We start from the raw sequence: 25,772 nt of genomic DNA, 5'->3' as shown, positions 1-25,772 counted from the left end.
GGTGATGCGTTCCTCCAGCCGCGTGAAGCTCCCGGCAGTCGTTCGCAGTGCCTGATCCAACCCACAAGACAGCATCACCACTTGCAGCAATTGCGCCGGCGTCTTGAGCTTGCGCGGGCGGGCGAATGCCTTGAACTCACGCGCCATCGTCGCGTACTCGGGTGGCAATTCCTTCAGAAACGCTTCAAACGCGAGATCGACGGGCTGGGGGGCGCGGAGCATGGCGGCAAAATGCCCAACAGATCGCGCCTCTCCACTGATTTTCAAGGGCTTGCCGGCTATGTTGGCGCGTATGGGTGTTGCCCCCCCCCAGCAGGCGCCGATGGGGCAAAGCCGCCCGTCACCATTCGAGCCAGGTCCGTCTCAAACCCCGAATCGACGCGCCTCGGGGCAGGACGAACTGGCGGATTTCGTCTCGGTGATTCTCGCCGATACCGAGGATACCTGGAGCGCGATCTTCCGGGAGCGAGGCGAACGCTACAGCGACCCCAAGCTGGTGATGTACACGGGTATGACCCGCTCCGCCTGCGGACTCGGCAAGGCCGCCATGGGGCCCTTCTACTGCCCCGCCGATCGCAAGGTCTATATCGATCTGGACTTTTATCGCGAGCTGCGCGACGGCCTGGGCGCCCCTGGCGACTTCGCGCAGGCCTACGTCATCGCGCACGAGATCGGCCATCACGTCCAGAATCTCCTCGGCATCTCCGATCAGGTCGACACGCTGCGCCAGCGGGCAAGTCAGACCGAGGCCAATGCGCTTTCGGTGCGACTGGAACTCCAGGCCGACTGTTTCGCCGGGCTCTGGGCGAAACGCGCCCATCAGGCCCGCAATATCCTGGAACAGGGCGACATCGAGGAGGGCCTGAACGCCGCCTCGGCCATCGGCGACGACCACCTTCAGCGCCAGAGCCGCGGCTATGTCCGCCCGGACAGCTTCACGCACGGCAGCTCCGCGCAGCGGGTGCGTTGGTTCAAGCGCGGTCTTCAGGAGGGCACGCTCGCCGCCTGCGATACCTTTGCAGACGAGCGGCAATAAGATCACGGCATCTGGGGACGCCGACTTGTCGTCGGCGATTCACACCCAAACGCCCGACGGAAGACGGCCCGCCCCACACCGGCAACCCCGATCAATCCGGATATTCACCCGCCCGCCGCGCATCCCCGCGCACTTTTTCCGCCGGATACCGTTGTTCGTTGATCGCGATCTTCTCCTCGGCCGCGGCGATCAGATCCACCCCCAGCCGTTCGGACAGACGGATCAGATACAGCAGAATATCCGCCAGTTCATGGGCAACCTGCCGCTTTTTCCCGTCCTCCAGCGCGGCACTCTGCGCCTCCGTGAGCCACTGAAAATGCTCCAGCAACTCACCGGCCTCGCCGGCGAGTGCCATGGCGAGATTCTTGGGCGAATGAAACTGCTCCCAATCGCGCTCGCGGGCGAACTGGAGCAGACGGGCGTTGAGCTGGTCGAGACTGGTTGGATGCGGGTTGGAATTCTCCGCAAGGTTCTGACCCGCGGCGTTCAGCCGCCCCCGCCCGCGCGCGATCGCGGCACGCACCTGCGCTGGGGCCGTCCCCCCGAGGTGATCGCGGGCCGCGACCGAGCCTTCCAGCGTCAGCACGGCAAAGACCTCCTCGCCGATGGCCGCCGAGAACTGGCGCAGTTCGGCCAGCGTCAGGTCGGCCAGATCGCGCCCCTCGTGCACCCCGAGCGCGACCGCCTTGCCGACGATTTCATGGGCGTCGCGAAAGGGAATGCCCCGGCGCACGAGATAATCGGCCAGATCGGTGGCGGTACTGAACCCCTGCTTGGCGGCGGCGCGCATGCGCTCGCGGTTGCAAGTCAGGTTGCCCATCATGTCCGCATAGACCTTGAGCGAGCCCTTGAGGTTGTCGACGGTGTCGAACAGCGGTTCCTTGTCCTCCTGATTGTCTTTGTTGTAGGCCAGCGGCTGACCTTTCATCAGGGTCAGCAGACCCATCAGATGACCGAAGACACGCCCGCTCTTGCCGCGGACTAGTTCGGGCACGTCGGGGTTTTTCTTCTGCGGCATGATCGAGGAGCCGGTGCAGAAACTGTCCGACAGATCGACGAAGCCGAACTGGGCCGAGGACCAGAGGATGAGTTCTTCTGAGAAGCGCGACAGATGCATCATGAGGATGGCGGCGTCGGCGGTGAATTCGATGGCGAAGTCGCGATCCGAGACGGCATCCAGCGAGTTTTCGGCCGGGCGGTCGAAGCCGAGCAGTTCGGCGGTGTAGTGGCGATCGATGGGGTACGTGGTGCCGGCCAAGGCGGCGGCACCGAGCGGCATCACGTTCATCCGTCGACGACAGTCGGCGAGACGCTCGCGGTCGCGCTCCAGCATCTCGAACCAGGCCAGCATGTGATGACCGAAGGTGATGGGCTGGGCGACCTGAAGATGCGTGAAGCCGGGCAGGATGGTGTCGGCCTCGCGCTCGGCCAGATCGAGCAGCGCTTGCTGGAGTCGCACAATCGCGGCGCGGATGGCGTCGATCTCGTCGCGCAGCCAGAGCCGCACGTCGGTGGCGACTTGATCGTTGCGCGAGCGTCCGGTGTGTAGCTTCTTGCCGGCCTCGCCGATGTCGGCGGTGAGCGCGGACTCCACGTTCATGTGGACATCCTCCAGCGGGATCGACCAGGCGAATTCGCCGGCATCGATGCGCGCGCGCACCGCTTCCAGACCCGCGACGATGGCGTCGCGCTCGGCCGCGGTCAGAATACCCTGACGGGCGAGCATGGTGGCGTGGGCGATCGAACCCTGAATGTCGTAGCGGTAGAGGCGCCGATCGAAGTCGACGGAGGCGGTAAATGCCTCGACGAAGGCGTCGGTCGGCGCGTTGAAGCGCCCGGCCCAGGGTTTGGCGGATTGGGTTGGCTCATTCATGCGGGGGTCCAACGGGTGGCAAAGACGCGATTCTACACGCTCATGACGAATCGCTGACCGCCGGCAAGCGCTGACGATCCATCAGTTATAATGAGTCATTTCGCGCGCGCGACCACGAGCCTGAGCACCATGCTGGATAAAAACTACGATCCTCAAACCCTGGAAAAAAACTGGTATCGGTCTTGGGAGGAGCAAGGCTACTTCGTTCCGGCCGCGACCGCGCGCAACGAAGAGGATAGCGCTTATTGCATCATGATCCCGCCGCCCAACGTGACCGGCAGTCTGCACATGGGGCACGCCTTCCAGGACACCATCATGGATGCCCTGATCCGCTATCGTCGGATGAAGGGCGACCGCACGCTCTGGCAGGCGGGTACGGATCACGCCGGCATCGCGACCCAGATGGTCGTGGAACGGCTGATCAATGCCGAGGGCCAGACCCGCCATGACTATGGCCGCGAGCGTTTCACCGAGCGGGTTTGGGAGTGGAAGGCCGAGTCCGGCGGCACCATCACCCGCCAATTGCGCCGCATGGGTTCGTCGCTGGACTGGGCGCATGAGCGTTTCACCATGGACGAAGGCTTGTCCGAGGCGGTGCGCGAGGTCTTCGTGCGACTGTTCGAGGAGGGGCTGATCTATCGCGGCAAGCGGCTGGTGAACTGGGATCCGGTGCTGCACACGGCGGTGTCGGACCTAGAGGTCATCTCCGAGGAAGAAAGCGGCCACATGTGGGATATGCGCTATCCCTTGATCCAGCCGCTCGGCGCGCCGGAACCGCTGTATCTGGTGGTCTCCACCACCCGCCCAGAGACCCTGCTCGGCGACTGCGCGGTGGCCGTCAACCCGGAGGACGAGCGCTACAGACACCTGATCGGCGAGTTCGTCGAGCTGCCGCTGACCGGTCGGCGCATCCCCATCCTCGCCGACGAGCACGCCGACCCCGCGTTCGGCACCGGCTGCGTCAAGATCACCCCGGCGCACGATTTCAACGACCATCAGGTCTGGCTGCGCCATCGCGACGAGACGAGCATCGCCAATCAGCCGCATGGCGGGCTCGTCAACATCTTCACGCCCGATGCGGCAGTCCGTGACAACGAACCCGAAGAAGGTCAGTTGCTGCCCGCTGCCTATATCGGGCTCGACCGTTACGAGGCGCGCAAGCGGATCGTCGCCGACCTGGAATCGCTCGGCCTGCTGGCGGCGGTCAAGGATCACCGGTTGCAACAGCCACGCGGCGACCGTTCCGGCGCGGTCATCGAGCCTTATCTGACCGATCAATGGTACGTGCGCGTGCAGCCGCTGGCCGATCCGGCGATCAAGGCGGTCGAAAACGGCGATATCCGTTTCGTCCCGGACAACTGGAAGAACACCTATTTCGAGTGGATGCGCAACATCCAGGACTGGTGCATCAGCCGTCAGATCTGGTGGGGGCACCGCATCCCGGCCTGGTACGACTGCGAGGGCAATGTCTATGTCGGGCGCACCGAGCAGGAGATCCGCGACAAGCATCGGTTCGGCCCCGAGGTGGTGCTGGTCCAGGATCCCGACGTGCTCGACACCTGGTTCAGCTCCGCGCTCTGGCCCTTCAGTACGCTCGGCTGGCCGGAGCAGACCGACCGGCTCCAGACCTTTTACCCGACCTCGGTGCTGGTCACCGGCTTCGACATCATCTTTTTCTGGGTCGCCCGGATGATCATGATGGGGCTCAAGTTCATGGGGGACGTGCCCTTTCGGGAGGTCTACATCCATGGACTGGTGCGCGACGCCCACGGCGACAAGATGTCCAAGTCCAAAGGCAACGTGCTTGACCCCATCGATCTGATCGACGGCATCGAGCTGGAGGCGCTGGTCGAGAAGCGCACCAAGGGCATGATGCAGCCGCATCTCGCCGACAAGATCGCCAAGGACACGCGCAAGGATTTCCCCGACGGCATCCCCGCCTTCGGCACCGACGCCCTGCGCTTCACCTTCGCCGCGCTCGCCACCACCGGACGCGACATCAAGTTCGACCTGAGCCGCACCGAAGGCTACCGTAATTTCTGCAACAAGCTCTGGAACGCCTCGCGCTATGTGCTGATGAACACCGAGGAGCAGGATTGCGGTCTGGGATCCGACCCGATTGAACTGAGCGCCGCCGACCGCTGGATCCGCGCCCGACTCAACGCCACCATCGCCACCGTCACCGCCGCCATCGAGGGCTACCGCTTCGACCTCGCCGCCCAGGCGCTCTATGAATTCACTTGGAACGACTTCTGCGACTGGTATCTGGAACTGTCCAAGCCGGTGCTCACGGGCGAGACTGCCTCGGATGCCGCCAAACGCGGCACCCGCCGGACTCTGGTCGCCACGCTGGAGACCCTGCTGCGCCTCGCTCATCCGATCATGCCGTTTATCACCGAGGAGATTTGGCAGAAGGTTAAGCCACTGGCGGGTGTCGATGGGGACACCATCATGCTCGCCCCCTTCCCGATCGCCGATACGACCGCCGAGGATCAGCAGGCGGTCGGCGAGATCGACTGGGTCAAGCAGTGCATCCTTGGGGTCCGCCGCATCAAGGGCGAGATGAACATCGCGCCCGGCAAACCGCTTCCGGTGCTGGTGGCCAACGCCTCCGAACAGGATCGGCGCTGGCTCGACAGCGCCCGGCCCTATTTGGATTTTCTCGCCCGCACCGAGTCCATCACCCTTCTCGATGACGAGCACGCCGCGCCCGAATCGGCCATCGCGCTGGTCGGCGCCATGAAGCTCCTGATCCCGATGGCTGGGCTGATCGACAAGGACGCCGAACTCAAGCGGCTGGACAAGGAAATCGCGCGCCTGACCGACGACAGCGCCCGCACCGAGCAAAAGCTCGCCAACCCGAGTTTCGTCGACAAGGCGCCCGAGGCGGTGGTCGGGAAAGAGCGCGCCAAGCTGGCCGAGCACGCGGCGGCGATTAGCAACCTGCAATCCCAACGAGCAAAAATCGCTGCGCTGTAATTCTAAATCATCAACAACTTAAACCGTGTCAGCGATAACGCTTGCTGGCTCGGACGAGGCCGATTCGATGCACACACAACACCTGTCGCGCCGGACGCGGTTTAAGCTCCACTGGCAAATCCTGATCGCCCTGGTTCTCGCCGTCACCGTGGGACTTCTGGTCGGCCGCGAGGCTGGATTCTTCGGCGCCAGTCTCTATTCCTCGCTCGATTTTCTCGGGCAATTGTTTCTCAACGCACTCAAAATGCTGATCGTGCCGCTGATCCTGTCGTCGATGATCGTCGGGATTTCCGGGATCGGCGGGGCGAGCGATCTCAAGCGACTGGGCGCGAAGACGATCGGCTATTACGCCACCACCACGCTGCTGGCCGTGCTGGTCGGGCTGTTTCTCGTGAACCTGATCCAGCCGGGTGTGGTGGACGGCGATCCGAAGGCGGTCTTCGGCTTCAGCGCGGACGCCACGGCACTCCAGGAACAACTGAGCGGTCGGGACGGCAGCGACGTGGTCGACGTCTTCCTGCGCATGATCCCCGCGAACGTGGTGTCCGCCGCGGCGAATGGCGAGATGCTCGGCCTGATCTTCTTCGGTCTGCTCTACGGGTTCTTTCTCACTCGCGTCGCGCCGGTCTACGCGGAGGCTCAGTACAATTTCTGGCAGGGCATGTTCGAGATCATGATGAAGATCACCGATCTCGTCATGCGCTTCGCTCCCATCGGGGTTTTCGCGCTGGTGGCCCGCACCGTGGCCGACACGGGTCTGGCGGCGCTCGGTCCGCTGGCGCTCTTCTTCCTGACCGTCGCGATGGGGCTCGCCATCCATACGTTTCTAGTGCTGCCGCTGCTGTTGCGCTTCATCGGCGGGGTCAGTCCTATTCGCCACTTCCAGGCCATGAGCGCGGCGCTGCTGACCGCCTTCTCGACCGCGTCCTCGTCCGCCACCGTGCCGGTTACCATGGAGTGCCTGGAAAAGAACGCCGGGGTCTCGAACAAGGTCACCAGCTTCGTGATTCCGCTGGGCGCGACCATCAACATGGACGGAACCGCGCTTTACGAGTGCGTGGTGGTCATGTTCATCGCGCAGGCGTATGGGATCGAGCTGTCGTTTGCCTCGCAATTCGTCATCGTGATCCTGGCGCTCATGACCTCGATCGGGGTGGCCGGCATCCCGGCCGCGAGTCTGGTCGCCATCACCGTCATCCTGGCTGCGGTCGGGTTGCCGCTAGAGGGCATCGGGCTGATTCTGGCGGTCGACCGCATCCTCGACATGATGCGAACCGCGGTCAATGTCTTCAGCGATAGCTGCGGGGCGGTGATCATCGCCCGTCGCGAGGGCGAGACCGGCGTGCTGCAGGGCGAGACGTTCAAACCGAAATCCGGCGGGTGAAACCGCAAAGGACTCAAAGAAAAACGATTCAGACCCTGTCGAGCAGTTTGATGAAATTGCGCTTCGGCTTGTACTGGACCCGCAGTTCGGCCAAGTAATCCGCGAATTGCCGCGTCCGATCCAGCGTCTTCATCAAGCCGCCGATCTTGCGGATTAGCTTGATCGCCTCGTCGTAGGCCGTGTTATTGGTCTGCTGGACGATGGGCGGCACCACGCGCCGATAGAGCGCGATGGCGTCCTCGGGTCGCGAGGCTTCGAGCTGGCCGGCGAGTGCGATCAGCAAACGACGGTCGCAGGTGCCCGCGCTGAGCGACGCCGAAGCGCCTTGCTGGGCGGTCGCCCAGGCGGCGTCCAGATCCTTCTCCCACAAGGCGATTTCAAGCCGCCGCGAATAATCGGGAACCGATGGCGTCGTCTTCCAGCGGTTGGTCGTGGCGGCCTCGCGGACGATGGTCTCGTCCAGCCAAGCGAGCGCCCGTTCGCGTTGTTCAGGCCAGCGACCGAGCTTGTTGGCAACCGCATGGAGCTTCTGATAATGCGCGAGTTCCGGCTGTTCCTCGAACTGAATCCAGGTCAGTTGCAGCGCCTCGTCATGGCGTCCGCGGTCGAGATAGGCCGCGACCAGATAATCGCGCAGACGGTTGTCCGGTCGCTCGGGGAATGCCTTGAGTCCGCGTTCCGCCCAGTCCAGCGCCTTCTCGGGCTCTCCGGCCTTGGCCCAAAGCTGGGCGATGTCGAGATAACGATAGGCGGAGGTGAGGTCTTGCGAGCGGATCGACACCAGTTCCTCGATATCGCCGCTGGCCTCGGCCAGTCGCTCCATGAGGCGGGTGATCTGTGATCGATGGGTGTCGTAAGCGCTCTTGCTGCTGCGGGGACCGAGTTCGCGCCACTCGGTTTCGACCAGTTCCCGATAGTGCCGCAGACCTGCCTCGCCAAGAACCTCGCGATAGGTGACGGCGTCGAAGCTGCACAGACCTTGCGGCAAGGTGGTTTCGAGCCGGAACAAACGGGTGGCCAGTTCAATCGGATCCGGTCGCGCCATGACGCAGGCATCCAGATGCAATTGACCCAGACGCTCGCCGACGCTCCCGACCTCGCCGTCCGAGTCATCGACATGCTCCATGGCGTTTTCGACACGTTCGATGGCGTATTCGGCCAGTTCGACCAGCACGGCGGCGGTCTCGGGTGTCAGCAACTCCTCCAGCGAATCCACGATCTGCTCGATATCGCCGGCGAAGCCCCCAGCCTCCTCATAATCGACGAAACCATGGGTACAGATCGCGTTGTCGATCGCGCGGCGGAACACCTTGACCACATTGCCGCCAGCGCCACGACGCTCCGCCTTGAGCCGAAGCGACTGGTAGAGCCGATCGTCGCGCCGGGCGGTTTCAAGCAGGAGACCGGCCAGAATTTCAGGCGGCTGAACGCTCAAATAATCCCGGATGTCCTGCCAGGGATCGCGCGGCGGCGTCTCGTCGGCATCCTCGGAGTCGGGTAAATCGACCGCTCCGGCCAGCCAGGCAAGACCAACCGCGACGCAATGCTTGCAGAAGTTGCCCTCGGCGGCGTGCGGACAGGTGCAGTCGTAGGCAAGCTCGCCATCCTGATCCCACAGCTCGACCTGATAGGTTTCGGTGCCTTCGACCCTGGCCGTGAGTTTGTCACCGATCATCCGCACGCGCCGGACGGCGGCGTTGGAGTAATAGGCTTCACCTCGCCAGAAAACCTTTTTCCCGGCCAGATCTTCAAGTAGGTCGATGGCGATCAGATCGGCGAGCATCGGATTTACCCCTTCGCTCGGTCAGACGCGCTTCAACCCGCAGCCATAGCGATCGATCCCGACCTCGGCGGCGGTGACGGCGCGGAAGATGGCGCGGCCTTTGTTCATGGTCTCCTGCCATTCCAGCTCCGGCACCGAGTCGGCGACGATCCCGGCGCCGGCCTGGATGTGCAGCATGCCGTCCTGGATGACGGCGGTGCGAATCGCGATGGCGGTGTCCATGTTGCCGTTCCAGGAGAGATAGCCGACCGCGCCGGAGTAGATGCCGCGCTTGACCGGCTCCAACTCATCGATGATCTCCATGGCGCGGATCTTGGGCGCGCCCGAGACGGTCCCGGCCGGGAAGGTGGCACGCAGCACGTCGAGCGCGCTCATGCCCTCCCGGAGCGTGCCGACCACGTTGGAGACGATGTGCATGACGTGCGAATAGCGCTCGACGATCATCTTGTCGGTCAGGCGCACGCTGCCGATCTCGGCGACCCGTCCGGCGTCGTTGCGGCCCAGGTCGATCAGCATCAGATGCTCGGCCAGTTCCTTGGGGTCGGCCAGCAGCTCGGCCTCCAGCGCCTGATCCTCGGCCTCGGTGTGGCCGCGGCGACGGGTGCCGGCGATGGGGCGCACCGTGACCACGCCATCCTCCAGCCGGGTCAGGATCTCGGGCGAGGAGCCGACGATGTGGAAATCGCCGAGATCCAGAAAGTACATATAGGGCGAGGGATTGAGCCCGCGCAGCGCGCGGTACAGATCGAGCGGCGGCGCCTGGAAGGGGATCGAGAGTCGCTGCGACAGCACCACCTGCATGCAGTCGCCTTCGAGGATGTAGTCCTTGATGCGCGCGACCGCCTGCTTGAAACCCTCTTCGGTGAAGCCGGAGACGAAATCGGCTTCGCTAACCTCGCGTGCTGTCCCGCCGTTGCCGCGCGGCGCGCCATGACGCATACGCTCGGTGAGTTCGGTGATGCGCGCCTCGCCCGCTTCCAGCGTGTCGCCGGCGGTTGGATCCAGATGCAGGATGATGAAGAGACGCCCGCTGAGATTGTCGAACACGACCACCTCGTCCGAGACCATCAGCAGGATATCCGGCGTGCCCAACTGGTCCGGATTCGGACACCGGGCCAGACGCGGTTCGATATAGCGGATGGTGTCATAGCCGAAATAACCGACGAGCCCCCCCACGAAACGCGGCAGACCCTCGACCTCGGCGACCTGAAAACGCTGCTGGAAGGCTTCGAGCCAACCGAGCGGGTCAGACGTCTCGACCTCCTCGATCACCATGCCGTCGCGCTCGACGCGAATCCGCTGTCCGTCGATTCGGATCAGGGTCCGGCAGGGCAGCCCGATGATCGAATAACGGCCCCATTTCTCGCCGCCCTGCACCGACTCGAACAGATAGGAATAGGGGCCGCCGGCGAGTTTGAGATAGACGCTCAACGGGGTATCGAGGTCGGCCAGCACCTCGCAGGCGACGGGAATGCGGTTGTAGCCCTGATCGGCGAGGGCGCGAAAGGTTTTGGGGGTCATCGGAATCTCCAGGCAAGCGTCAGCGTTTAAGGTGAGCGAAGGCGTCTCGGCGTCGCCATCGTCGCCCGGTCATTGCTGGTCTTGCCTGGATTTGCATACGCGCAGTACTCGCTTCCCGACTTAAGCCACGGGAGCCAACAATCCCCTGAGTTCGACCATCGAGTCGATCACCGCGTCCGGGTTGGAGTCGCGGATATCCTCGCCGTGGTTATAGCCATAGCTCATGCAGATAATCCCGAAACCGGCGGCTCGCGCCGCCTTCACGTCGCTAACCGAGTCACCGATCATCAGTGCCTCGGCGGGCACCACGCCGAAATGATCGGCGGCATGCAACAGGGGCATCGGGTCGGGTTTCTTGCGCGGCAGGCTGTCGCCGCTGACGACCAGCGTGAAGCGCTCGCGAATCCCGAGATGGGTCAGCAGCGGTTCGGTGAACTGCGCGGCCTTGTTGGTCACGCAGCCGAGCGGATAACCGGCCGACGCCAGAAAGTCGAGACCCTCGCGCACTCCCGGGTAGAGGATCGAGCGGTTGTAGGTATTCTCGGCATAGAGTTCGAGAAAGATCGGATAGGCCAACGCATAGTCGGCGGCGTCCGGCTCGCCCTCCAGTTGTCCGGTCAAGGCCCGGCACACCAGTTTTTCGACCCCGTTGCCCACCCAGGTGCGCACCGCCGCCTCGCCACGCGGCGCGCGTCCGAGCCGATCCATCATGGCGTCCACGCAAAAGGCCAGATCCGGAACGCTATCGACCAGCGTCCCGTCCAAATCACAGAGAATCATCTTCGGTTGCAGCATGCGTGGACTCGTTCCAGGTAAAAAATTAAACGGCGTCTCGCGGAGTATGCACTGATGGTGCATTGGCCTGATCTCGCATGAACCGGAAAACGCCGGCGCTGACGCCGTTTAAGCGTTTCATCTTTAATCACTTAAACCGCGTCGACTCCGACGCGGATCGATTCATGCCAACCTGGCTGAGCGCCCGAAACGACGCATGGTGCGCCGGACGCGGTTTAACTGGCCATCGCCGCGCGCATTTCGCGGATGATGCTGTCGTAACGGTGCGGATCGCTCTCCTTGGCCTTGCTGAAGATCCCAGAACCGGACACGAAGGTATCGGCGCCGGCGGCCTTGACCTCGGCGATGTTGTCCGCCTTCACCCCGCCGTCGATCTCCAGCCGGATGTCGAACCCGGAGGCGTCGATCAGCCGGCGCGCCTGACGCAGCTTCTCGAAGGTCGCAGGGATGAAGCTCTGGCCGCCGAAACCGGGGTTGACCGACATCAGCAGGATCATGTCCACCTTATCCATCACATAATCCAGATAGCTCAGGGGCGTCGCCGGATTGAACACCAGACCGGACTTGCAGCCCTCGCCGCGGATCAGTTGCAGCGTGCGGTCGATGTGCTCGCTCGCCTCCGGATGGAAGGTGATATAGGTCGCCCCGGCGGCGGCGAAGTCGGGAATGATGCGATCCACCGGCTTGACCATCAGATGCACGTCGATGGGCGCCGTGACCCCGTGCTTGCGCAGCGCCTCGCAGACCAGCGGGCCGATGGTCAGGTTCGGCACATAATGATTGTCCATCACGTCGAAATGGACGATGTCGGCGCCGGCGGCCAACACATTGTCGACTTCCTCGCCGAGCTTGGCGAAGTCCGCCGACAGAATGGACGGTGCGATCAGATCAGAAGCCATCTTCGTGTCCCCCAGGATCGTCATGGCACGGCGCGGATGGCACGGCCAGAATCAGGTTGTAAGTGTGGTTTTTTTAAAGCACCGAACTCTAACCCAAGCGAGCGAGATTTTCACTCGACCTCCACGCGGGCTTTTGTCTGGGATCAGTCATTCTCAGTCAGTGGCACGCCCTGAGTATCGCGCGGGTCAGATCCTCGCGACCGATCCGGTGATCGTGTTCGATGACTATCATTCGGTCAAGCGTTTAGGGCATCGATCAAGGCGGCATTTTCCTTGGGCAGTCCCACCGTGATTCGCAGGCAGTCTTGCAACAATGGATGCGCGCCATGCAGATTTTTGATCAGGATCCCGCGTGCCTTGAGATGCGCGAAAAGGTTGTTAGCCTGGCCATCTGGCACTCGAACGAGAATGAAATTGGCCTCGCTTGGATAGGGGTGAAGTGTCTCGATGCGCGTCAGTGACTCGAACAGGTGCGCACGCTCGACCCGGATGGCATGGGTCTGTTCATCCAGCACCGCTTTGTGTTTCAGCGCGAAGGTTGCGGAGGCTTGAGTCAGAACATTGATGTTGTAGGGCAATCGAACCTTATCGATTTCATTCAGCCACGCGGGTGGACCGACCAGATAACCGAGCCGCAGCCCGGCCAGTCCCATTTTGGAGACCGTGCGCATGACCAGCAGATTGGGCCAGTCGCCCAGCAGACCCATGAAGCTGGAGTCAGTGAAGGGCGAGTAAGCCTCGTCGACGATCACTAAGCCAGGAGCCGCCTCGATAATCCGCACCATGTCGTCGGCGTCGAAACGGTTGCCGGTCGGGTTGTTGGGATAGGCAAGATAGATTAGGGCGGGTTGCGTACGCGCGATGGCGTCGAGCGTGGCGGGGAGGTCGATCGAGAAATCGTCCGCCTGGAGAGGGACACTCACATAGTCCATGCCGGCGAAGAGTCCGATCATCCGATACATGACGAAACCGGGATCGAGCGACAGGATACGTGCCCCAAGCGGAGCCGCAGGACTTACTCCAGGGCCTGCCCTGAGCGAAGTCGAAGTGCTGTGGCCCGGTTGGGCGACGGTCAGCGCCAGCATCTGAATCAGTTCGTCGGAGCCGTTGCCGAGCAGCAGGCCCATGTCGGACGGAATATCCATCGCCTCGCGCAAGGTTTCCTGGAGCGCGCGCCCGGTGGGATCGGGATAGCGATTCAGCGCCACGTCGCGCAGTGTGTCGAGCCATTCGGTCTTGAGCGACTCCGGCCAGACGTAGGGATTCTCCATGGCGTCCAGCTTGATGAGTCCCGCCGCCTCGGGCACATGGTAGGCATTCAGCGCGCGGATCTCGGGGCGAACCAGCCGGTCGATCAACTCCTTCACGACGCATCTCCGCGATAGTCGGCTGAACGCGCATGGGCCGTGAGTCCCTCGCCCCGCGCCAGGACGGAGGCGGTGCGGGACAACTCGGCGGCACCGGCGCGGGAGGCCATGATCAGGCTGGAGCGCTTCTGAAAGTCGTAGACGCCCAGCGGCGAGGAGAAGCGCGCGGTGCGCGAGGTGGGCAGGACATGGTTCGGGCCGGCGCAGTAGTCACCCAGCGCCTCGGCGGTGTAACGGCCCATGAAGATGGCGCCAGCGTGACGGATGCGCCCGACGATGGCCTCGGGATCGGCGACCGAGAGTTCGAGATGCTCCGGAGCGATCATATTGGCGACGGCGATGGCGTCGTCGAGATCGCGGACCTGGATCAGCGCGCCACGCGCGCCAAGGGCGGCGGCGATGATGGTCCGACGCTCCATCGTCGGCAGCAGACGCTCGATGCTGGCGGCGACCCGCTCCAGGAAATCAGCATCCCAGCTCAGCAGGATGGATTGGGCGTCCTCGTCGTGCTCGGCCTGGGAGAAGAGATCCATGGCGATCCAGTCGGGATCGGTCGCGCCATCGCAGACCACCAGGATCTCGGAGGGGCCGGCGATCATGTCGATGCCGACCTGACCGTAGACGGCGCGCTTGGCGGTGGCGACATAGATGTTGCCGGGGCCGACGATCTTGTCCACGCCGGGGATCGTCTCGGTGCCGTAGGCGAGCGCGGCGACCGCCTGCGCGCCGCCGATGGCGAAGGCGCGATCGACGCCAGCGATGTGGGCGGCGGCTAGCACCAGTTCGTTGAGTTCGCCGTCGGGGGTCGGCACCACCATGATGAGTTCGCCCACGCCCGCGACCTTGGCCGGGATGGCGTTCATCAGCACCGACGAAGGATAGGCCGCCTTGCCGCCAGGGACATAGAGTCCGGCGCGATCGAGCGGCGTGACCTGCTGACCGAGCAGGGTGCCGTCCGGTTCGCGATAGCTCCAGCTTTCCAGCCTTTGATGCTCGGCATAGGCGCGGATGCGGGCGACGGCCAACTCCAGCGCCGCGCGCTGGTCGGTCGGGATGGTCTGCCACGCCTGCGCCAGGCGGGCGCGGGGGAGTTCCAGCTCGGCGGCCGTGGCGGGCGTCCAGCGGTCGAAGCGGGCGGTATAGTCCAGTAGCGCTGCGTCGCCGCGCGCGCGGATCGCGCGGATGATCTCGGCGACGGTCCCTTGAACCCGGTCGTCGGAAACGGAATCCCAGGCCAGGAGCGCGGCGAGCCGAGGTTGAAAATCGGCGTCCAAGGTGGAGAGACGTTGAATATCGGTCACGGGGATGTCACTCGCTGTCAGGTCAGGCGTCGCGATGTCGGTCGACGCGATTGAATTACCATTCCTTCGGCGTGAACCGATCGTCATTGCGGATGAGGATCGCGTCCCCGCTTTGCGCGAGCACGAACAAACCCTGGCGATAGGCAAAGCGGGCCACTTCGTCGGGCAGCACCATCGCCGCCACCGCGCCCATCAGCCGATAGCCCGCGTACTGCGGAAAGAGTCGCTTGAATTTTTCCAGCCGCGCCAGATGCTCCTGCACGTCTTCCAGGGTCAGGCGGCTCTTGCACTCCACGCCGATCGCGGTCTCCGCGTTGGTGATCAGCAGATCGACCTCGATGCCTTCCTCGCCGTTGTCGTCGATCGCCGTTACGTCGCGCATCACCTGATGCACCTCCAGCCCGCGACTGCGAAACAATCGCACGACCGCCGGCCGCACCATTTCCTCGACGAATTCGCCCAGCCGGTTGCTCCAGCCGCCGAAGGTCCGGCTGAGTTCCCTGATCAACCGATCGGTTTCCTGGAACTTCAGATCGGTTTTCTGAGACTGTTCGTTGATGATTCGGCGGGTTTCCTGAAACTTCAGATCGGTTTTCTGGGACTGTTCGTTGATGATCCGGCGGGTCTCCTGAAACTTCAGATCGGTCTCTTTCTGAGCTTCCGCGACTTCGCGGAACAGCGTCAGGATGTCTTCATAGGTGGGTGCCATGGTGTGACTCACTTGCCAACGGCCTCGCGTAACGATTCCAAAAGAGCGCTCACGGACTCGTGTTTCATCTTCCAGGACGCCTTGTTGACCACCAAACGTGAGCTGATATCGGCGATGTGTTCCAGCGCGACCAGTCCGTTCGCCTTGAGCGTGTTGCCGCTCTCGACCAGATCGACGATCAGGTCGGCCAAACCGACCAACGGGGCGAGTTCCATCGAACCGTAGAGCTTGATGATTTCCACCTGTTGACCCTTGGCGGCGAAATAGCGTTCCGCGCTGTGGACATATTTGGTGGCGATCCGCAGCCGTCGAGAGGTCGGCACCGGGGTATCCGGAAGCCCGGCGACCATCAATCGACAACGGGCGATCCCCAGATCTAGGGGTTCGTAAAGCCCTTCGCCGCCGTGCTCCAGCAGCACGTCCTTGCCCGAGACGCCGAGATCCGCCGCGCCATATTGGACGTAGGTCGGCACGTCGCTGGCACGGATGATGACGAATTTGACCCGTGGATTGCTGGTCTCCAGGATCAGCTTGCGGCTGGTTTCCAGATCCTCAAGCGGCGCGATGCCGGCATGCGCGAGCAGCGGCAGGGTCTGTTCGAGGATGCGGCCCTTGGAGAGCGCGATGGTCAGGGGGGCGTTCAGATTCATGGCGTCGCCATCCGGCTTTCCCCGGCGACGCGCTGGATGCGCGCGCCCAGGGCGAGAAGTTTGGATTCGATGTTGTCATAGCCGCGATCCAGATGATAGATGCGGTCGATCAGGGTCTCGCCGGAGGCGACCAGACCCGCCAGCACCAGGCCGGCGGAGGCGCGCAGATCGGTGGCCATCACGGGCGCGGCGGTCAGCCCTTCGACGCCGCGACAGATGGCGACATTGCCCTCGACCCGGATATCGGCGCCCATGCGCTGCAACTCCGGGACATGCATGAAACGGTTCTCGAAAATTGCCTCGGTGACCGTTCCGACGCCCTCGGCAATGCTGTTGAGCGCGCAGAACTGGGCCTGCATGTCGGTCGGAAAGGCCGGATGCGGCGCGGTATGGATGTCCACGGCGCGCGGACGCCGTCCCTGCATGTCGAGTTCGATCCAGTCCGGCCCGATCGCGATCGCGGCGCCGGCCTCGCGCAGTTTCTGCAGGACTGCGTCCAGACACTCCGGTCGCGTCTCCAGCACCCGGATCCGTCCGCCGGTCATGGCCGCCCCGACCAGGAAGGTGCCGGTTTCGATGCGATCCGGCATCACCCGGTAGTCCGCGCCGCCAAGCCGCTCGACGCCCTGGATACGAATCCGGTCCGTGCCGGCGCCCTCGATGCGCGCGCCTAGCGCGATCAGAAAGTCCGCGAGATCGACTACCTCGGGTTCGCGCGCGGCATTTTCGATCAGCGTCTCGCCCTGCGCCAGGGTCGCCGCCATCATCAGATTCTCGGTGCCGGTGACGGACACCATGTCCATCACCAGCCGAGCGCCTTGCAACCGCGAGGCGCGCGCTCGGATATAGCCGCTTTCAACGGCGATGTCGGCGCCCATGGCGCGCAGTCCGTCGAGATGGAGGTTGACCGGACGCGCGCCGATGGCGCAGCCGCCAGGCAGCGACACGTCCGCGCGACCGTAGCGGGCGACCAGCGGACCCAGCACCAGGATCGAGGCGCGCATGGTTTTCACTAGCTCATAGGGTGCGACACAACTGGTGAGCGTGGACGGTTCCGCCCGCACCGCGTCGCCTTCGCGCGTCAAATGGGCGCCCATCCGACCCAGCAGCGCCAGGGTCGTAGCAATATCGCGCAGGCGCGGAATATTCGTGAGCGTCACCGGTGCCTCGGCCAGCAGGGTGGCGGCCAGGATCGGAAGGGCGGCGTTCTTGGCGCCCGAGGCGCGCACGTCGCCCTGCAAGGCGGGGCCGCCGCTGATCAGAAGTTTATCCATGAATGATTTGGTGAAACCGGAATAATGGCAGTGAATTGGAGAAGGGAAACACAGCGTCAATCCGCGTCGAGCATGCTCGGCATCGTTGACGCCACGGTCGGAACCGGCGTCACAAGTCGTTGCTGACGTGGTTTATCTCTTCAAGCGGCAGAATGCTCTGGAGGTTCGAGAAGGTCGCGATCCGGTTCAGCGAGTCCGGAAGCTGGCGATAGGTCAGACGAATGCCGTGCTCGCGGGCCATCTCCGCCCATTCGAGCAGCAACGCCAGACCCGCGCTGTTGGCGGCCTCCAGGTCGGACAGGTCGATCTCCAGGTGCGCCAGCCCCCGCGCGGCCTGATCCCGGAACAAGGCGCCCCCCTCGCTGGCCAGCTCGGTGACGGTCGTGAAGTCCAGTGTCCCGGACAGACACCAGCGGCCGGGGCCACAGGGCGCGAGACGAGACTGGCTCAATCCCGCCCCTGCGTATTCATGTCGCCCAACTTCGCGACCAGTCCGTCGATCCCGACCTGACGGATCTCGTTGGCGAAATTGCTGCGGTAGTTGCCCACCAGACTGGCATTGTTGATCACGACATCGTAAACCTTCCAACCGCCGCCGCTGTTGTGCATCCGGTAATCGACCGGAATCGGGGCCGCGCCCGGTTCGCGCACCTCGGTCGAGACGGTGACGGTGGATGGCCGGCTGCCGGGCTTGACCGGCAGGTAGCGAATCTCCTCGCCGGAATAGCTCAGGAGCGAGCGCGCATAGGTGCGAATCAGCACCTGCTTGAAACCGTTGACCAGTTGGCGCTGCTGCGCGGGCGTGGCCTGGCGCCAGGATTGGCCCAGCGCGCCCTGGGTGATCCGCTCAAAATCGAAATGCGGGGCCACGGTGCTCTCGACCATGCCATAGATCAGGGACGGATTGCGCTCCACCTCGCCGCGGCGAGCCTCCAGCGTTTTGAGCATCCGCTCCGCCGTGCGCTTGACCAGATCGGTCGCTTCGTCCTGCGCGGCCAGGAGGTTTCCGCTCCAGGCCAGAGGCAGGAGGCAGAGTGCGAAGATCAGAAAATGACGTCGCTTCATCATCAGCCACTTTCTCCGGCTTTTTTGAAAAGAAATTGCCCGATCATCTGTTCGAGCACCAGTGCCGACTGCGTATTGGCGATTTCGTCGCCATCGCGCAGATACTCCTGACTGCCGCCTGGCTCCAGCCCGAGATATTGCTCGCCGAGCAGGCCGGAGGTGAAGACGTTCGCGAAAGTATCCTCCGGGATGGTATCGATCCCGGCATCGATGCGGACGATGACGACCGCCTCATAGGTCGTCTTGTCGAAGCGCACCTCTTCGATCCGTCCAATCCGCACCCCGGCCATGGTCACCGGCGAGCGGACCTTGAGGCTGCCCACGTTCGCGAAACGGGCGCTCAGGCGGTAGCCCTCGGCGTTGGTATCCAGGCTCAGATTGCTGACCCGCATCGCCAGAAAAAACAGCGCGAGAAAGCCGAGCACCATAAAGGCGCCGACCATGACCTCGATCCGGTGTTGCTTGCCCATGCGCTCAGTCTCCGAACATCAATGCCGTCAACACGAAATCGACTCCCAGTACCACCAGTGCCGCATGCACCACCGAACGTGTCGTCGAGCGACTCACACCCTCGGCGGTCGGCGCGCTATCGTACCCCTGGAACAAGGCGATCCAGGTGACGACGACACCGAACACTAAGCTCTTGACAACGCCGTTGATCAAATCTTCCTCGAAATCGACCTTGGACTGCATCTGGCTCCAGAACGCGCCATCGTCGACCCCCAGCAAACCGACCCCCACGAAATAACCGCCCATCACGCCGACCGCGCTGAAGATCGCCGCCAGCAGGGGCATGGCCAGCACGCCGCCGAAAAAGCGCGGGGTCAGGATGCGCCGAATGGGGTCCACCGCCATCATTTCCAGGCCGGATAACTGCTCGGTCGCCTTCATGAGACCGATCTCGGCGGTCAGCGCCGAGCCCGCGCGTCCGGCGACCAGCAGCGCGGTGACCACCGGCCCCAGTTCGCGGACCAGCGAGGTCGCGACCATCACCCCCAGACTCTGTTCCGCGCCGAACTGGGCCAGCACATAATAGCCCTGCAATCCCAGCACCATGCCCACGAACAGACCCGAGACGCCGACGATCAGCAGCGAGAGCACGCCGATATTGAAGATCTGCGCCCACAGCAGACCGGGGCGGCGCAGAATCTCACCGACGCCCAGGACGATACTCACAAGCAGCAGATGCGCCCGTCCCAGCCGCTCCAGCGCGCCCAATCCAACGCGTCCGAGACGCGCCAGGCTATCGAATCGCATCAGCGCGCCCCTCGGGTGCGAAAATCCGCTTCCAGCGGGGGCGCCGGGTAGTGAAAATGCATCGGTCCATCCGGCAAGCCGTCCATGAACTGGCGGACCCAGGCCGAACGATCCGCGGCGAGTTCCGCCGGCGTCCCGTGCGCAATGATGCGGCCCTCGGCGATGACATACAGATCATCGGCGATACTCGCGGTCTCGCGCACGTCGTGGGAGACCAGAATGCTGGTCAGGCCGGCGGCGTCGTTCAGTTGACGAATCAGGGCGACCAGCATCCCCATGGAAATCGGATCCTGACCCGTGAAGGGTTCGTCGTAAAGAATCATCAGCGGATCCAGCGCGATCGCCCGGGCGAGCGCCACCCGCCGCGCCATGCCGCCGGACAATTCGTTCGGCAGCAGATCCCGCGCGCCGCGCAGACCCACGGCCTCCAGCTTGAGCAGCACCAGTTTGCGCAGCAGCGAAGGCGGCAGGTCGGTATGCTCGCGTAGCGGATAGGCGACGTTCTCGAACACCGTCAGGTCGGTCAGCAGCGCCCCGCTCTGAAACAACATGCCCATGCGCCGGCGCAGCCGGTACAGTCCGGCTTTGTCGAGCCGATGGACATCCTCGCCGTCCACTTCGATGTGTCCAGCATCCGGATGGATCTGGCCGGTGATCAGCTTGAGCAGGGTGGTCTTGCCGCTTCCGCTCGGCCCCATAACGGCGGTGACCGAACCCCGGCGGATATCGAGATTCAGGTCGTCGAAAATCAGCCTGTCGCCACGCCGAAAACTTAGGCCGCGGATGCTAACGAGAACATCGGAAGCGGTTGCGATAGATTGCTCCTGCATGCCGGGCCGGTCGGCCGACCGCGAATCGACGACAAGCGGTTGCCGAGACAGTGGATCAGTGTTGCCGTAATCCATGTGTTCGGTTCCTGATTCTCGACCTGTCTAAACGATCATCCACCGTGGCTCATCGCGTCATTGGCCAAAGGGCGCCATTTTGGCGAGCGGACAGGGAAGCGTCAAGTGAAGCCGAAAGCCCGTAGCAATTCTCATTTTGGCGTCATCCGCCATCGATAGGGGTAGGGAAGGCTCTCGCCTCCCCTCCCTCCGGTAGGGTCGGGAATTGGCGCGCCGACGGTAGGGGCCAGTGGTGCTTCCAGCCCTTTCGTGCTGGCCCTCAATCCGGCTCCAATGATCACGTTTCCAGCTCCCGCCATGTCAAACCCGGCGTGCCGTTTTCCGGCACCGGGCTTTCCTGTTGCCTTCACACCAAGGGTGATGAGACCGATTGCACTGGGAGTGCTTTCGGTTTCCGTGGTGCCACCCGATACCCGTTTGCGCTGTGCGGTTCGCACAGTTCGCGCAACTGGCGCAGACCATCAAGACCCTGTTTCCTCTGGCTTCGTCGAGCAAGCACATGAGCGGGCGTGAGCTGGGGCGCCAACAACCGACACCCGAGTTGCGATACCGCGCAGCAGAGGTCTGTGCCTGCGCTTAGCGTATCGCCATGGCTAAAGTCAAACCTTAAAAACTCGAAGATCGAGTGACAGGCAATCACGTTAAGCCAGCGACCGAATCGACCGCCCTGCCATGCACCTTCTCGCGCAACCGCTGAAACACCACATAGAGCATCGGAATCAGGAAAATCCCGATCAGCGAGGCGGCGAGCATGCCGCCAAAGACGGCGGTGCCGACGCCGCGCTGGCTGGCCTCTCCGGCCCCGCTCGCGATGATGAGCGGCACTAATCCAAGGATGAAGGCGAAGCTGGTCATGAGCACGGCGCGAATCCGCATCCGTGCGGCATGGGTAGCGGCTTCCAACAAGGGTTTGCCGCCCGCCCGTTCCTCCATCGCGAACTCGACGATCAAAATGGCGTTCTTGCTCGCCAGTCCGATCAGCACCACGATGCCGACCTGGGCGTAGAGGTCGTTGGGCAGTCCGGCGATCCAGAGCGCGGACATCGCCCCCAGTACGCCGACGGTGACCGAGAGCAGCACCGCCGCCGGCATGGACCAGCTTTCATAGAGTCCGACCAGGAACAGGTAGGCGAAGAGCACCGCCAGTCCGAGCACGATGGGCGTCTTGCCGCCGGCCTCTTTTTCCTGGAAAGCGGTGCCGGTCCACTCGAACCCATAGCCGCTCGGCAGGGTCGTGGCGGAGAGTCGTTCCATGGCGGCCAGCGCGTCGCCGGAGCTGCGCCCCGGCGCCGGTCCGCCCTGGATGGTGACGCTGCGGTAGTTGTTGTAACGCTGCAGGAGTTGCGGACCCAGGATGAGTTCCGGGGTCATCACCGCTCGGATGGGCACCATTTCGCCCTGGCTGTTACGGACATGGATGCGATAGACATCGTCGAACTGCTGCCGATCGCTCTCCTCGCCCTGGATCTGGACCTGCCAAACCCGTCCGAATTTATTGAAATCGTTGACATAATAGCCGCCCAGCGTGGCCTGGAGCGCGGTGAAGATGTCGCTGACCTGAACCCCCAGCGTCTGTGTCTTCTCGCGGTCGATGTCGAGAAAGATCTGCGGGTTATCGGTCGCCCAGGTGGAGAAGACCCGCGCGAGCGCCGGATCCTGATTGGCGGCCAGCACCAGACCGCGCATGGCGGCGGCCAGTTCGGCCGGCGTGCGGCCCTGGAGATCCTGGAGCTGGTACTCGAATCCGCCCCCGGTGCCGAGTCCGATGATCGGCGGCAGATTGAAGGGCATGACACGGGCGCTCGGGATACCGGCGGCCTGGACGGCGACCCGGTCGATCACGGCGGTTGCCTTGAGATCGGGCGTGGTCCGCTCCTCGAAGGGCTTGAGCCGAATCACCGCCAGTGCGCTGTTGGACTGCACCACGCCGTCGAGGATGCTGAAACCCGGCACCGTCAGCACATGGGCGACCGCCGGATCCTGGCCGATCAGCGCTTCGACCTGTTTGACAACCTCCAGGGTACGGTTGACCGAAGCACCCTCGGGCAACTGGATCTGCGCCATGAAGGCGCCCTGGTCTTCCTCGGGCAGAAAGCCGGTCGGGGTGATCTTAAACAGCCAGCCGGTGGCCAGTCCGACGCCCGCCACCAGCACCAACACGAGCAGCGAGAAGCGCACCAGACGCGCAACGATCCCGGCATAACCATCGCGAACCTGGTCGATCCCGCGCATGAGGTAACGCATGGGTCCGCGTTTGTGATGGGTCGGCTTGAGCAGGATGGCGCACAGCGCCGGCGACAGGGTGAGCGCGTTGATCGCCGAGATCAGCATCGAGAAGGCGACCACGGCGGCGAACTGCTGGAACAACTGCCCGGTGATGCCGGGAATGAAGGCAACCGGCAGGAAGACCGACAGCAGCACCAAGGTGATGGCGATGATGGGACCGGTGATCTGGCCCATCGCCTTCTTGGCCGCCTCGCGCGGCGCTAGGCCGTCCTCCTCCATGATGCGTTCGACGTTCTCGACCACCACGATGGCGTCGTCGACCACGATCCCGATGGCGAGCACCACGGCAAGCAACGAGATGGTATTGGCCGAAAAACCGATCATCAGCAGAAACGCGAAGGTGCCGATCAGGGCGACCGGCACGGCGATCAGCGGGATCAGGGTCGCGCGCCAACTGCCGAGAAAAACGAACACGACCAGGATCACCAGCGCGAACGCCTCGAACAGGGTGTGGATCACCTTTTCCAGACTCGCCTTGACGAAATCCGTGGTGTCGTAGACGACCGCGTAGTCCAGATCGTCGGGGAAGCGTTCGGCGAGTTTATCCATCGCCGCCTGGATGCCATCCGCTACCGCCACCGCATTGGCGCCGGGGGCCAGATAGATCGCCATCGCGGCCGTGTCGCTGCCGTCCAGCCGGCTCATCCGGTCGGACTGCTTGGCGCCCAGTTCCACCCGCCCGAGATCCTTGACCAGGACGTTGGAACCGTCCGGATTGGCGCGCACCACGATGTTCTCGAATTCAGCCGCGTCGCTCAGCCGGCCCTGGGTCTGGAGCGTAATCTGGAACTGCTGGTCCGGCGTCATGGGCTGCGCGCCGATGCGACCCACCGCCGCCTGGACGTTCTGACTCTGGATCGCCGAGATCACGTCGGACGGCGTGAGACTGAGCGCGGTCAGACGGTCCGAGTCCAGCCAGATGCGCATGCTGTAGTCGAGCGGCCCGAACTGCGAAACCTCGCCCACGCCCGGCACCCGCGCCAGGGTGTCGATGACGTTGATCGTCGCGTAGTTGCTCAGGAACAGCGAGTCATAGGCGTGTTTGGGCGAGTAGATCGCCACCACCTGAAGCATGGCGGTGGATTTTTTCTTGACCGTCAGCCCCTGACGCTTGACCTCTTCCGGAAGCTGGGCGGTGGCGAGATTCGCCCGATTCTGCACATTGACCGTATTGATATCCGGGTCGGTGCCGAGCGCGAAGGTCACGTTCAGCGAATAGCTGCCGTCGTTGCCGCTGGTCGACTTCATGTAGAGCATGTTGTCGACGCCGTTGACCTGGGACTCGATCGGCTGAGCGATGGTGGACTCCACCACCGACGCGCTGGCGCCCGGATAGGACGCGGTGACCGAAACCTGCGGCGGGACGATGTCCGGGAACTGCGCCATCGGAATCTGCGTGATCGCGATCAGCCCGGCGAGCGTGATCACGACCGAGATGACGATCGACAGTCGCGGTCGGTCGATGAAGGTGTCGGAGATCATGGCGCCGCGCCCCCATCGAGCGCCGGCGCGGTCTTGACCGCCTGGCCGGGGCGCACCTTCTGAATGCCCTCGGCGATGACCAGCTCGCCCTCCTGAAGCCCCTTCGTCACCGCGATGTTCGCCCCCTTGATCGGACCGGTCTCCACACGGCGCACCTGCGCCTTGCTCTCGCCATCGACGATCAGGACATAAACGCCTTGCTGGTCGATCTGCATCGCCGATTGGGGGATCAGGATCGCCGACTTAGGCTCGCCGCTTTCGAGCACCAGACCGACGTACTGACCGTCCACCAGCAGACCGTCGGGATTGGGCAACGCGGCGCGCAGGGTCACCGAGTCGGTCCCCGCGTCGGTCGTGACATCGACGAAGTCGAGGCGCCCCGAATGCTCGTACAGCGTTTGATCGGGCAGGCGGACCCTCACCACGACGTTCTTGCCGTCCATGCCCCGGTCCTTAACGTCACGCCGGGCCTGGAGCAGTTCGCGTTGCGTCAGGGGAAACTGAACATAGATGGGATCGCGGCTGACGATGGTCGCCAGCACCCCGGAGGAGGGAGTCACGAGATTGCCGATCGTGTATTGCGCCAGACCGATCCGCCCGGCAACCGGGGCCGTGATCCGGGTATAGCTCAGATCCAGTTGGGCCGCCGTGAGCGCGGCCTTGGCCTGGGCGATGCTCGCCTTGGCGACGGATGCCGCCGCCTGTAACTCGTCGACCTTGGCCTGGGCGATATTCTTCTGCGTCAGCAGCTCCAGACCGCGCTTGAGCTGGGCCCCGGCGTTCTGCGCATCGGCCTCGGCCTTCGTGACATCCGCCTGACGCTGCTCCACGATGGCCTCATATTGTTCCGGCTCGATCAGGAAGAGGACATCGCCCGCCGCCACCGGATCGCCCTCGGTGAAGCGGCGCTCTTTCAGAAAGCCCTCCACCCGCGCGCGCAGCTCGACCCGGTTCACCGCCACCACCCGGCCGACGAAGCGCGCCTCGTCCTCGATGGCTTGCGACTTGGCCGCGACCGCGACCACCGCCGGGGGCGGCATCGCCGCAACAGCGACCGGCTCGGGTTTGCCGCAGCCGATGAGTGCAAGCGCGATCCCGGCCACCAGGACGCGCGTGGACCAGCCACCGCGGGAACCCGCGTCCAGGACGGACTGCCGCGCCTGGCAAGCCGAGTCGGGGGAATGAATTGGCATCGTTACACCGCTC

The 25,772-nt window shown here is 63.8% G+C and carries 20 protein-coding genes and 2 pseudogenes; 3 read left to right on the top strand and 19 right to left on the bottom strand.

Features of this window, described 5'->3' with window-relative positions; translation table 11 throughout:
- Window positions 1–222: hypothetical protein (locus CCR95_RS01960; RefSeq protein WP_201091369.1), on the bottom strand; the 222-nt coding region annotated here is incomplete at its 3' end.
- A 76-nt stretch (window positions 223–298) separates the two neighbouring features.
- Here CCR95_RS01960 and ypfJ point away from each other — a divergent pair.
- Window positions 299–1,036: pseudogene (ypfJ, locus tag CCR95_RS01955) on the top strand (KPN_02809 family neutral zinc metallopeptidase); the annotation flags it as partial.
- A gap of 91 nt (window positions 1,037–1,127) precedes the next feature.
- Here the strand turns inward: ypfJ and CCR95_RS01950 are convergent.
- Entirely contained in the window at window positions 1,128–1,526 is a 399-nt protein-coding gene (locus tag CCR95_RS01950) for a nucleotide pyrophosphohydrolase (RefSeq protein ID WP_201091382.1), read from the bottom strand.
- Window positions 1,521–2,909: pseudogene (argH, locus tag CCR95_RS01945) on the bottom strand (argininosuccinate lyase); the annotation flags it as partial. The pseudogene argH and the gene CCR95_RS01950, both read right to left, overlap by 6 nt.
- Window positions 2,910–3,038: 129 nt before the next feature.
- Here argH and CCR95_RS01940 point away from each other — a divergent pair.
- The gene (locus tag CCR95_RS01940) at window positions 3,039–5,888 is read left to right on the top strand and encodes a valine--tRNA ligase (protein ID WP_201091379.1); all 2,850 of its coding nucleotides are present in this window, start codon (window positions 3,039–3,041) and stop codon (window positions 5,886–5,888) included.
- Window positions 5,889–5,955: 67 nt separating this feature from the next.
- The gene (locus tag CCR95_RS01935) at window positions 5,956–7,272 is read left to right on the top strand and encodes a dicarboxylate/amino acid:cation symporter (protein WP_201091367.1); all 1,317 of its coding nucleotides are present in this window, start codon (window positions 5,956–5,958) and stop codon (window positions 7,270–7,272) included.
- 28 nt (window positions 7,273–7,300) lie between these two features.
- On the opposite strand, the gene CCR95_RS01930 is transcribed toward CCR95_RS01935, so the two are convergent.
- The 16 genes from CCR95_RS01930 to CCR95_RS01855 all read right to left on the bottom strand — a co-directional run bounded on the left by CCR95_RS01930 (window position 7,301) and on the right by CCR95_RS01855 (window position 25,759).
- Window positions 7,301–9,055 carry an SWIM zinc finger family protein gene (locus CCR95_RS01930; RefSeq protein WP_201091365.1) on the bottom strand — a complete coding sequence of 585 codons (1,755 nt, stop codon included), beginning with the start codon at window positions 9,053–9,055 and terminating at the stop codon, window positions 7,301–7,303.
- Between the two features lie 21 nt (window positions 9,056–9,076).
- A complete protein-coding gene (gene trpE / locus CCR95_RS01925; RefSeq protein WP_201091363.1) occupies window positions 9,077–10,576 on the bottom strand; it encodes an anthranilate synthase component I in 1,500 nt (499 codons plus the stop codon).
- Between the two features lie 120 nt (window positions 10,577–10,696).
- Entirely contained in the window at window positions 10,697–11,371 is a 675-nt protein-coding gene (locus CCR95_RS01920) for a phosphoglycolate phosphatase (protein ID WP_201091361.1), read from the bottom strand.
- Between the two features lie 215 nt (window positions 11,372–11,586).
- Window positions 11,587–12,270: a ribulose-phosphate 3-epimerase gene (rpe, locus tag CCR95_RS01915; protein ID WP_201091359.1), complete on the bottom strand. Its 684-nt coding sequence runs from the start codon at window positions 12,268–12,270 to the stop codon at window positions 11,587–11,589.
- Window positions 12,271–12,506: 236 nt separating this feature from the next.
- Window positions 12,507–13,637 (bottom strand): aminotransferase class I/II-fold pyridoxal phosphate-dependent enzyme, encoded by a 1,131-nt coding sequence (locus CCR95_RS01910; protein WP_201091356.1) that lies wholly within the window; start codon window positions 13,635–13,637, stop codon window positions 12,507–12,509.
- Window positions 13,634–14,938: a histidinol dehydrogenase gene (hisD, locus tag CCR95_RS01905; RefSeq protein WP_201091355.1), complete on the bottom strand. Its 1,305-nt coding sequence runs from the start codon at window positions 14,936–14,938 to the stop codon at window positions 13,634–13,636. Before hisD ends, CCR95_RS01910 begins: the two co-directional genes overlap by 4 nt.
- Before the next feature lie 55 nt (window positions 14,939–14,993).
- Entirely contained in the window at window positions 14,994–15,647 is a 654-nt protein-coding gene (locus tag CCR95_RS01900; RefSeq protein WP_201091354.1) for a DUF3782 domain-containing protein, read from the bottom strand.
- An 8-nt stretch (window positions 15,648–15,655) separates the two neighbouring features.
- Window positions 15,656–16,297, bottom strand: coding sequence for an ATP phosphoribosyltransferase (gene hisG, locus CCR95_RS01895; protein WP_201091353.1), 642 nt, complete (start codon window positions 16,295–16,297; stop codon window positions 15,656–15,658).
- On the bottom strand, window positions 16,294–17,571 hold the full coding sequence (gene murA / locus CCR95_RS01890) for a UDP-N-acetylglucosamine 1-carboxyvinyltransferase (RefSeq protein WP_201091352.1): 1,278 nt from the start codon (window positions 17,569–17,571) through the stop codon (window positions 16,294–16,296). The genes hisG and murA overlap by 4 nt, the downstream gene beginning before the upstream one ends.
- A gap of 109 nt (window positions 17,572–17,680) precedes the next feature.
- The gene (locus tag CCR95_RS01885) at window positions 17,681–18,022 is read right to left on the bottom strand and encodes an STAS domain-containing protein (protein WP_201091351.1); all 342 of its coding nucleotides are present in this window, start codon (window positions 18,020–18,022) and stop codon (window positions 17,681–17,683) included.
- Window positions 18,019–18,639, bottom strand: a complete 621-nt coding sequence (locus CCR95_RS01880) for an MlaC/ttg2D family ABC transporter substrate-binding protein (RefSeq protein WP_201091350.1) — start codon at window positions 18,637–18,639, stop codon at window positions 18,019–18,021. Before CCR95_RS01880 ends, CCR95_RS01885 begins: the two co-directional genes overlap by 4 nt.
- The gene (mlaD, locus tag CCR95_RS01875; RefSeq protein WP_201091348.1) at window positions 18,639–19,106 is read right to left on the bottom strand and encodes an outer membrane lipid asymmetry maintenance protein MlaD; all 468 of its coding nucleotides are present in this window, start codon (window positions 19,104–19,106) and stop codon (window positions 18,639–18,641) included. The genes CCR95_RS01880 and mlaD overlap by 1 nt, the downstream gene beginning before the upstream one ends.
- 4 nt (window positions 19,107–19,110) lie before the next feature.
- Window positions 19,111–19,893: a lipid asymmetry maintenance ABC transporter permease subunit MlaE gene (gene mlaE, locus CCR95_RS01870; RefSeq protein ID WP_201091347.1), complete on the bottom strand. Its 783-nt coding sequence runs from the start codon at window positions 19,891–19,893 to the stop codon at window positions 19,111–19,113.
- Window positions 19,893–20,723 carry an ABC transporter ATP-binding protein gene (locus tag CCR95_RS01865; RefSeq protein WP_201091346.1) on the bottom strand — a complete coding sequence of 277 codons (831 nt, stop codon included), beginning with the start codon at window positions 20,721–20,723 and terminating at the stop codon, window positions 19,893–19,895. The genes mlaE and CCR95_RS01865 overlap by 1 nt, the downstream gene beginning before the upstream one ends.
- A 711-nt stretch (window positions 20,724–21,434) precedes the next feature.
- Window positions 21,435–24,566: an efflux RND transporter permease subunit gene (locus CCR95_RS01860; protein WP_201091345.1), complete on the bottom strand. Its 3,132-nt coding sequence runs from the start codon at window positions 24,564–24,566 to the stop codon at window positions 21,435–21,437.
- The gene (locus tag CCR95_RS01855; protein WP_201091344.1) at window positions 24,563–25,759 is read right to left on the bottom strand and encodes an efflux RND transporter periplasmic adaptor subunit; all 1,197 of its coding nucleotides are present in this window, start codon (window positions 25,757–25,759) and stop codon (window positions 24,563–24,565) included. The genes CCR95_RS01860 and CCR95_RS01855 overlap by 4 nt, the downstream gene beginning before the upstream one ends.
- Between the last annotated feature and the right edge of the window lie 13 nt (window positions 25,760–25,772).

This window comes from Thiocystis minor, from assembly GCF_016653465.1.
Classification (GTDB): domain Bacteria; phylum Pseudomonadota; class Gammaproteobacteria; order Chromatiales; family Chromatiaceae; genus Chromatium; species Chromatium minus.
Note: the sequence above shows the minus strand (reverse complement) of the source record. Positions and strands in the feature narration are given on the sequence as shown.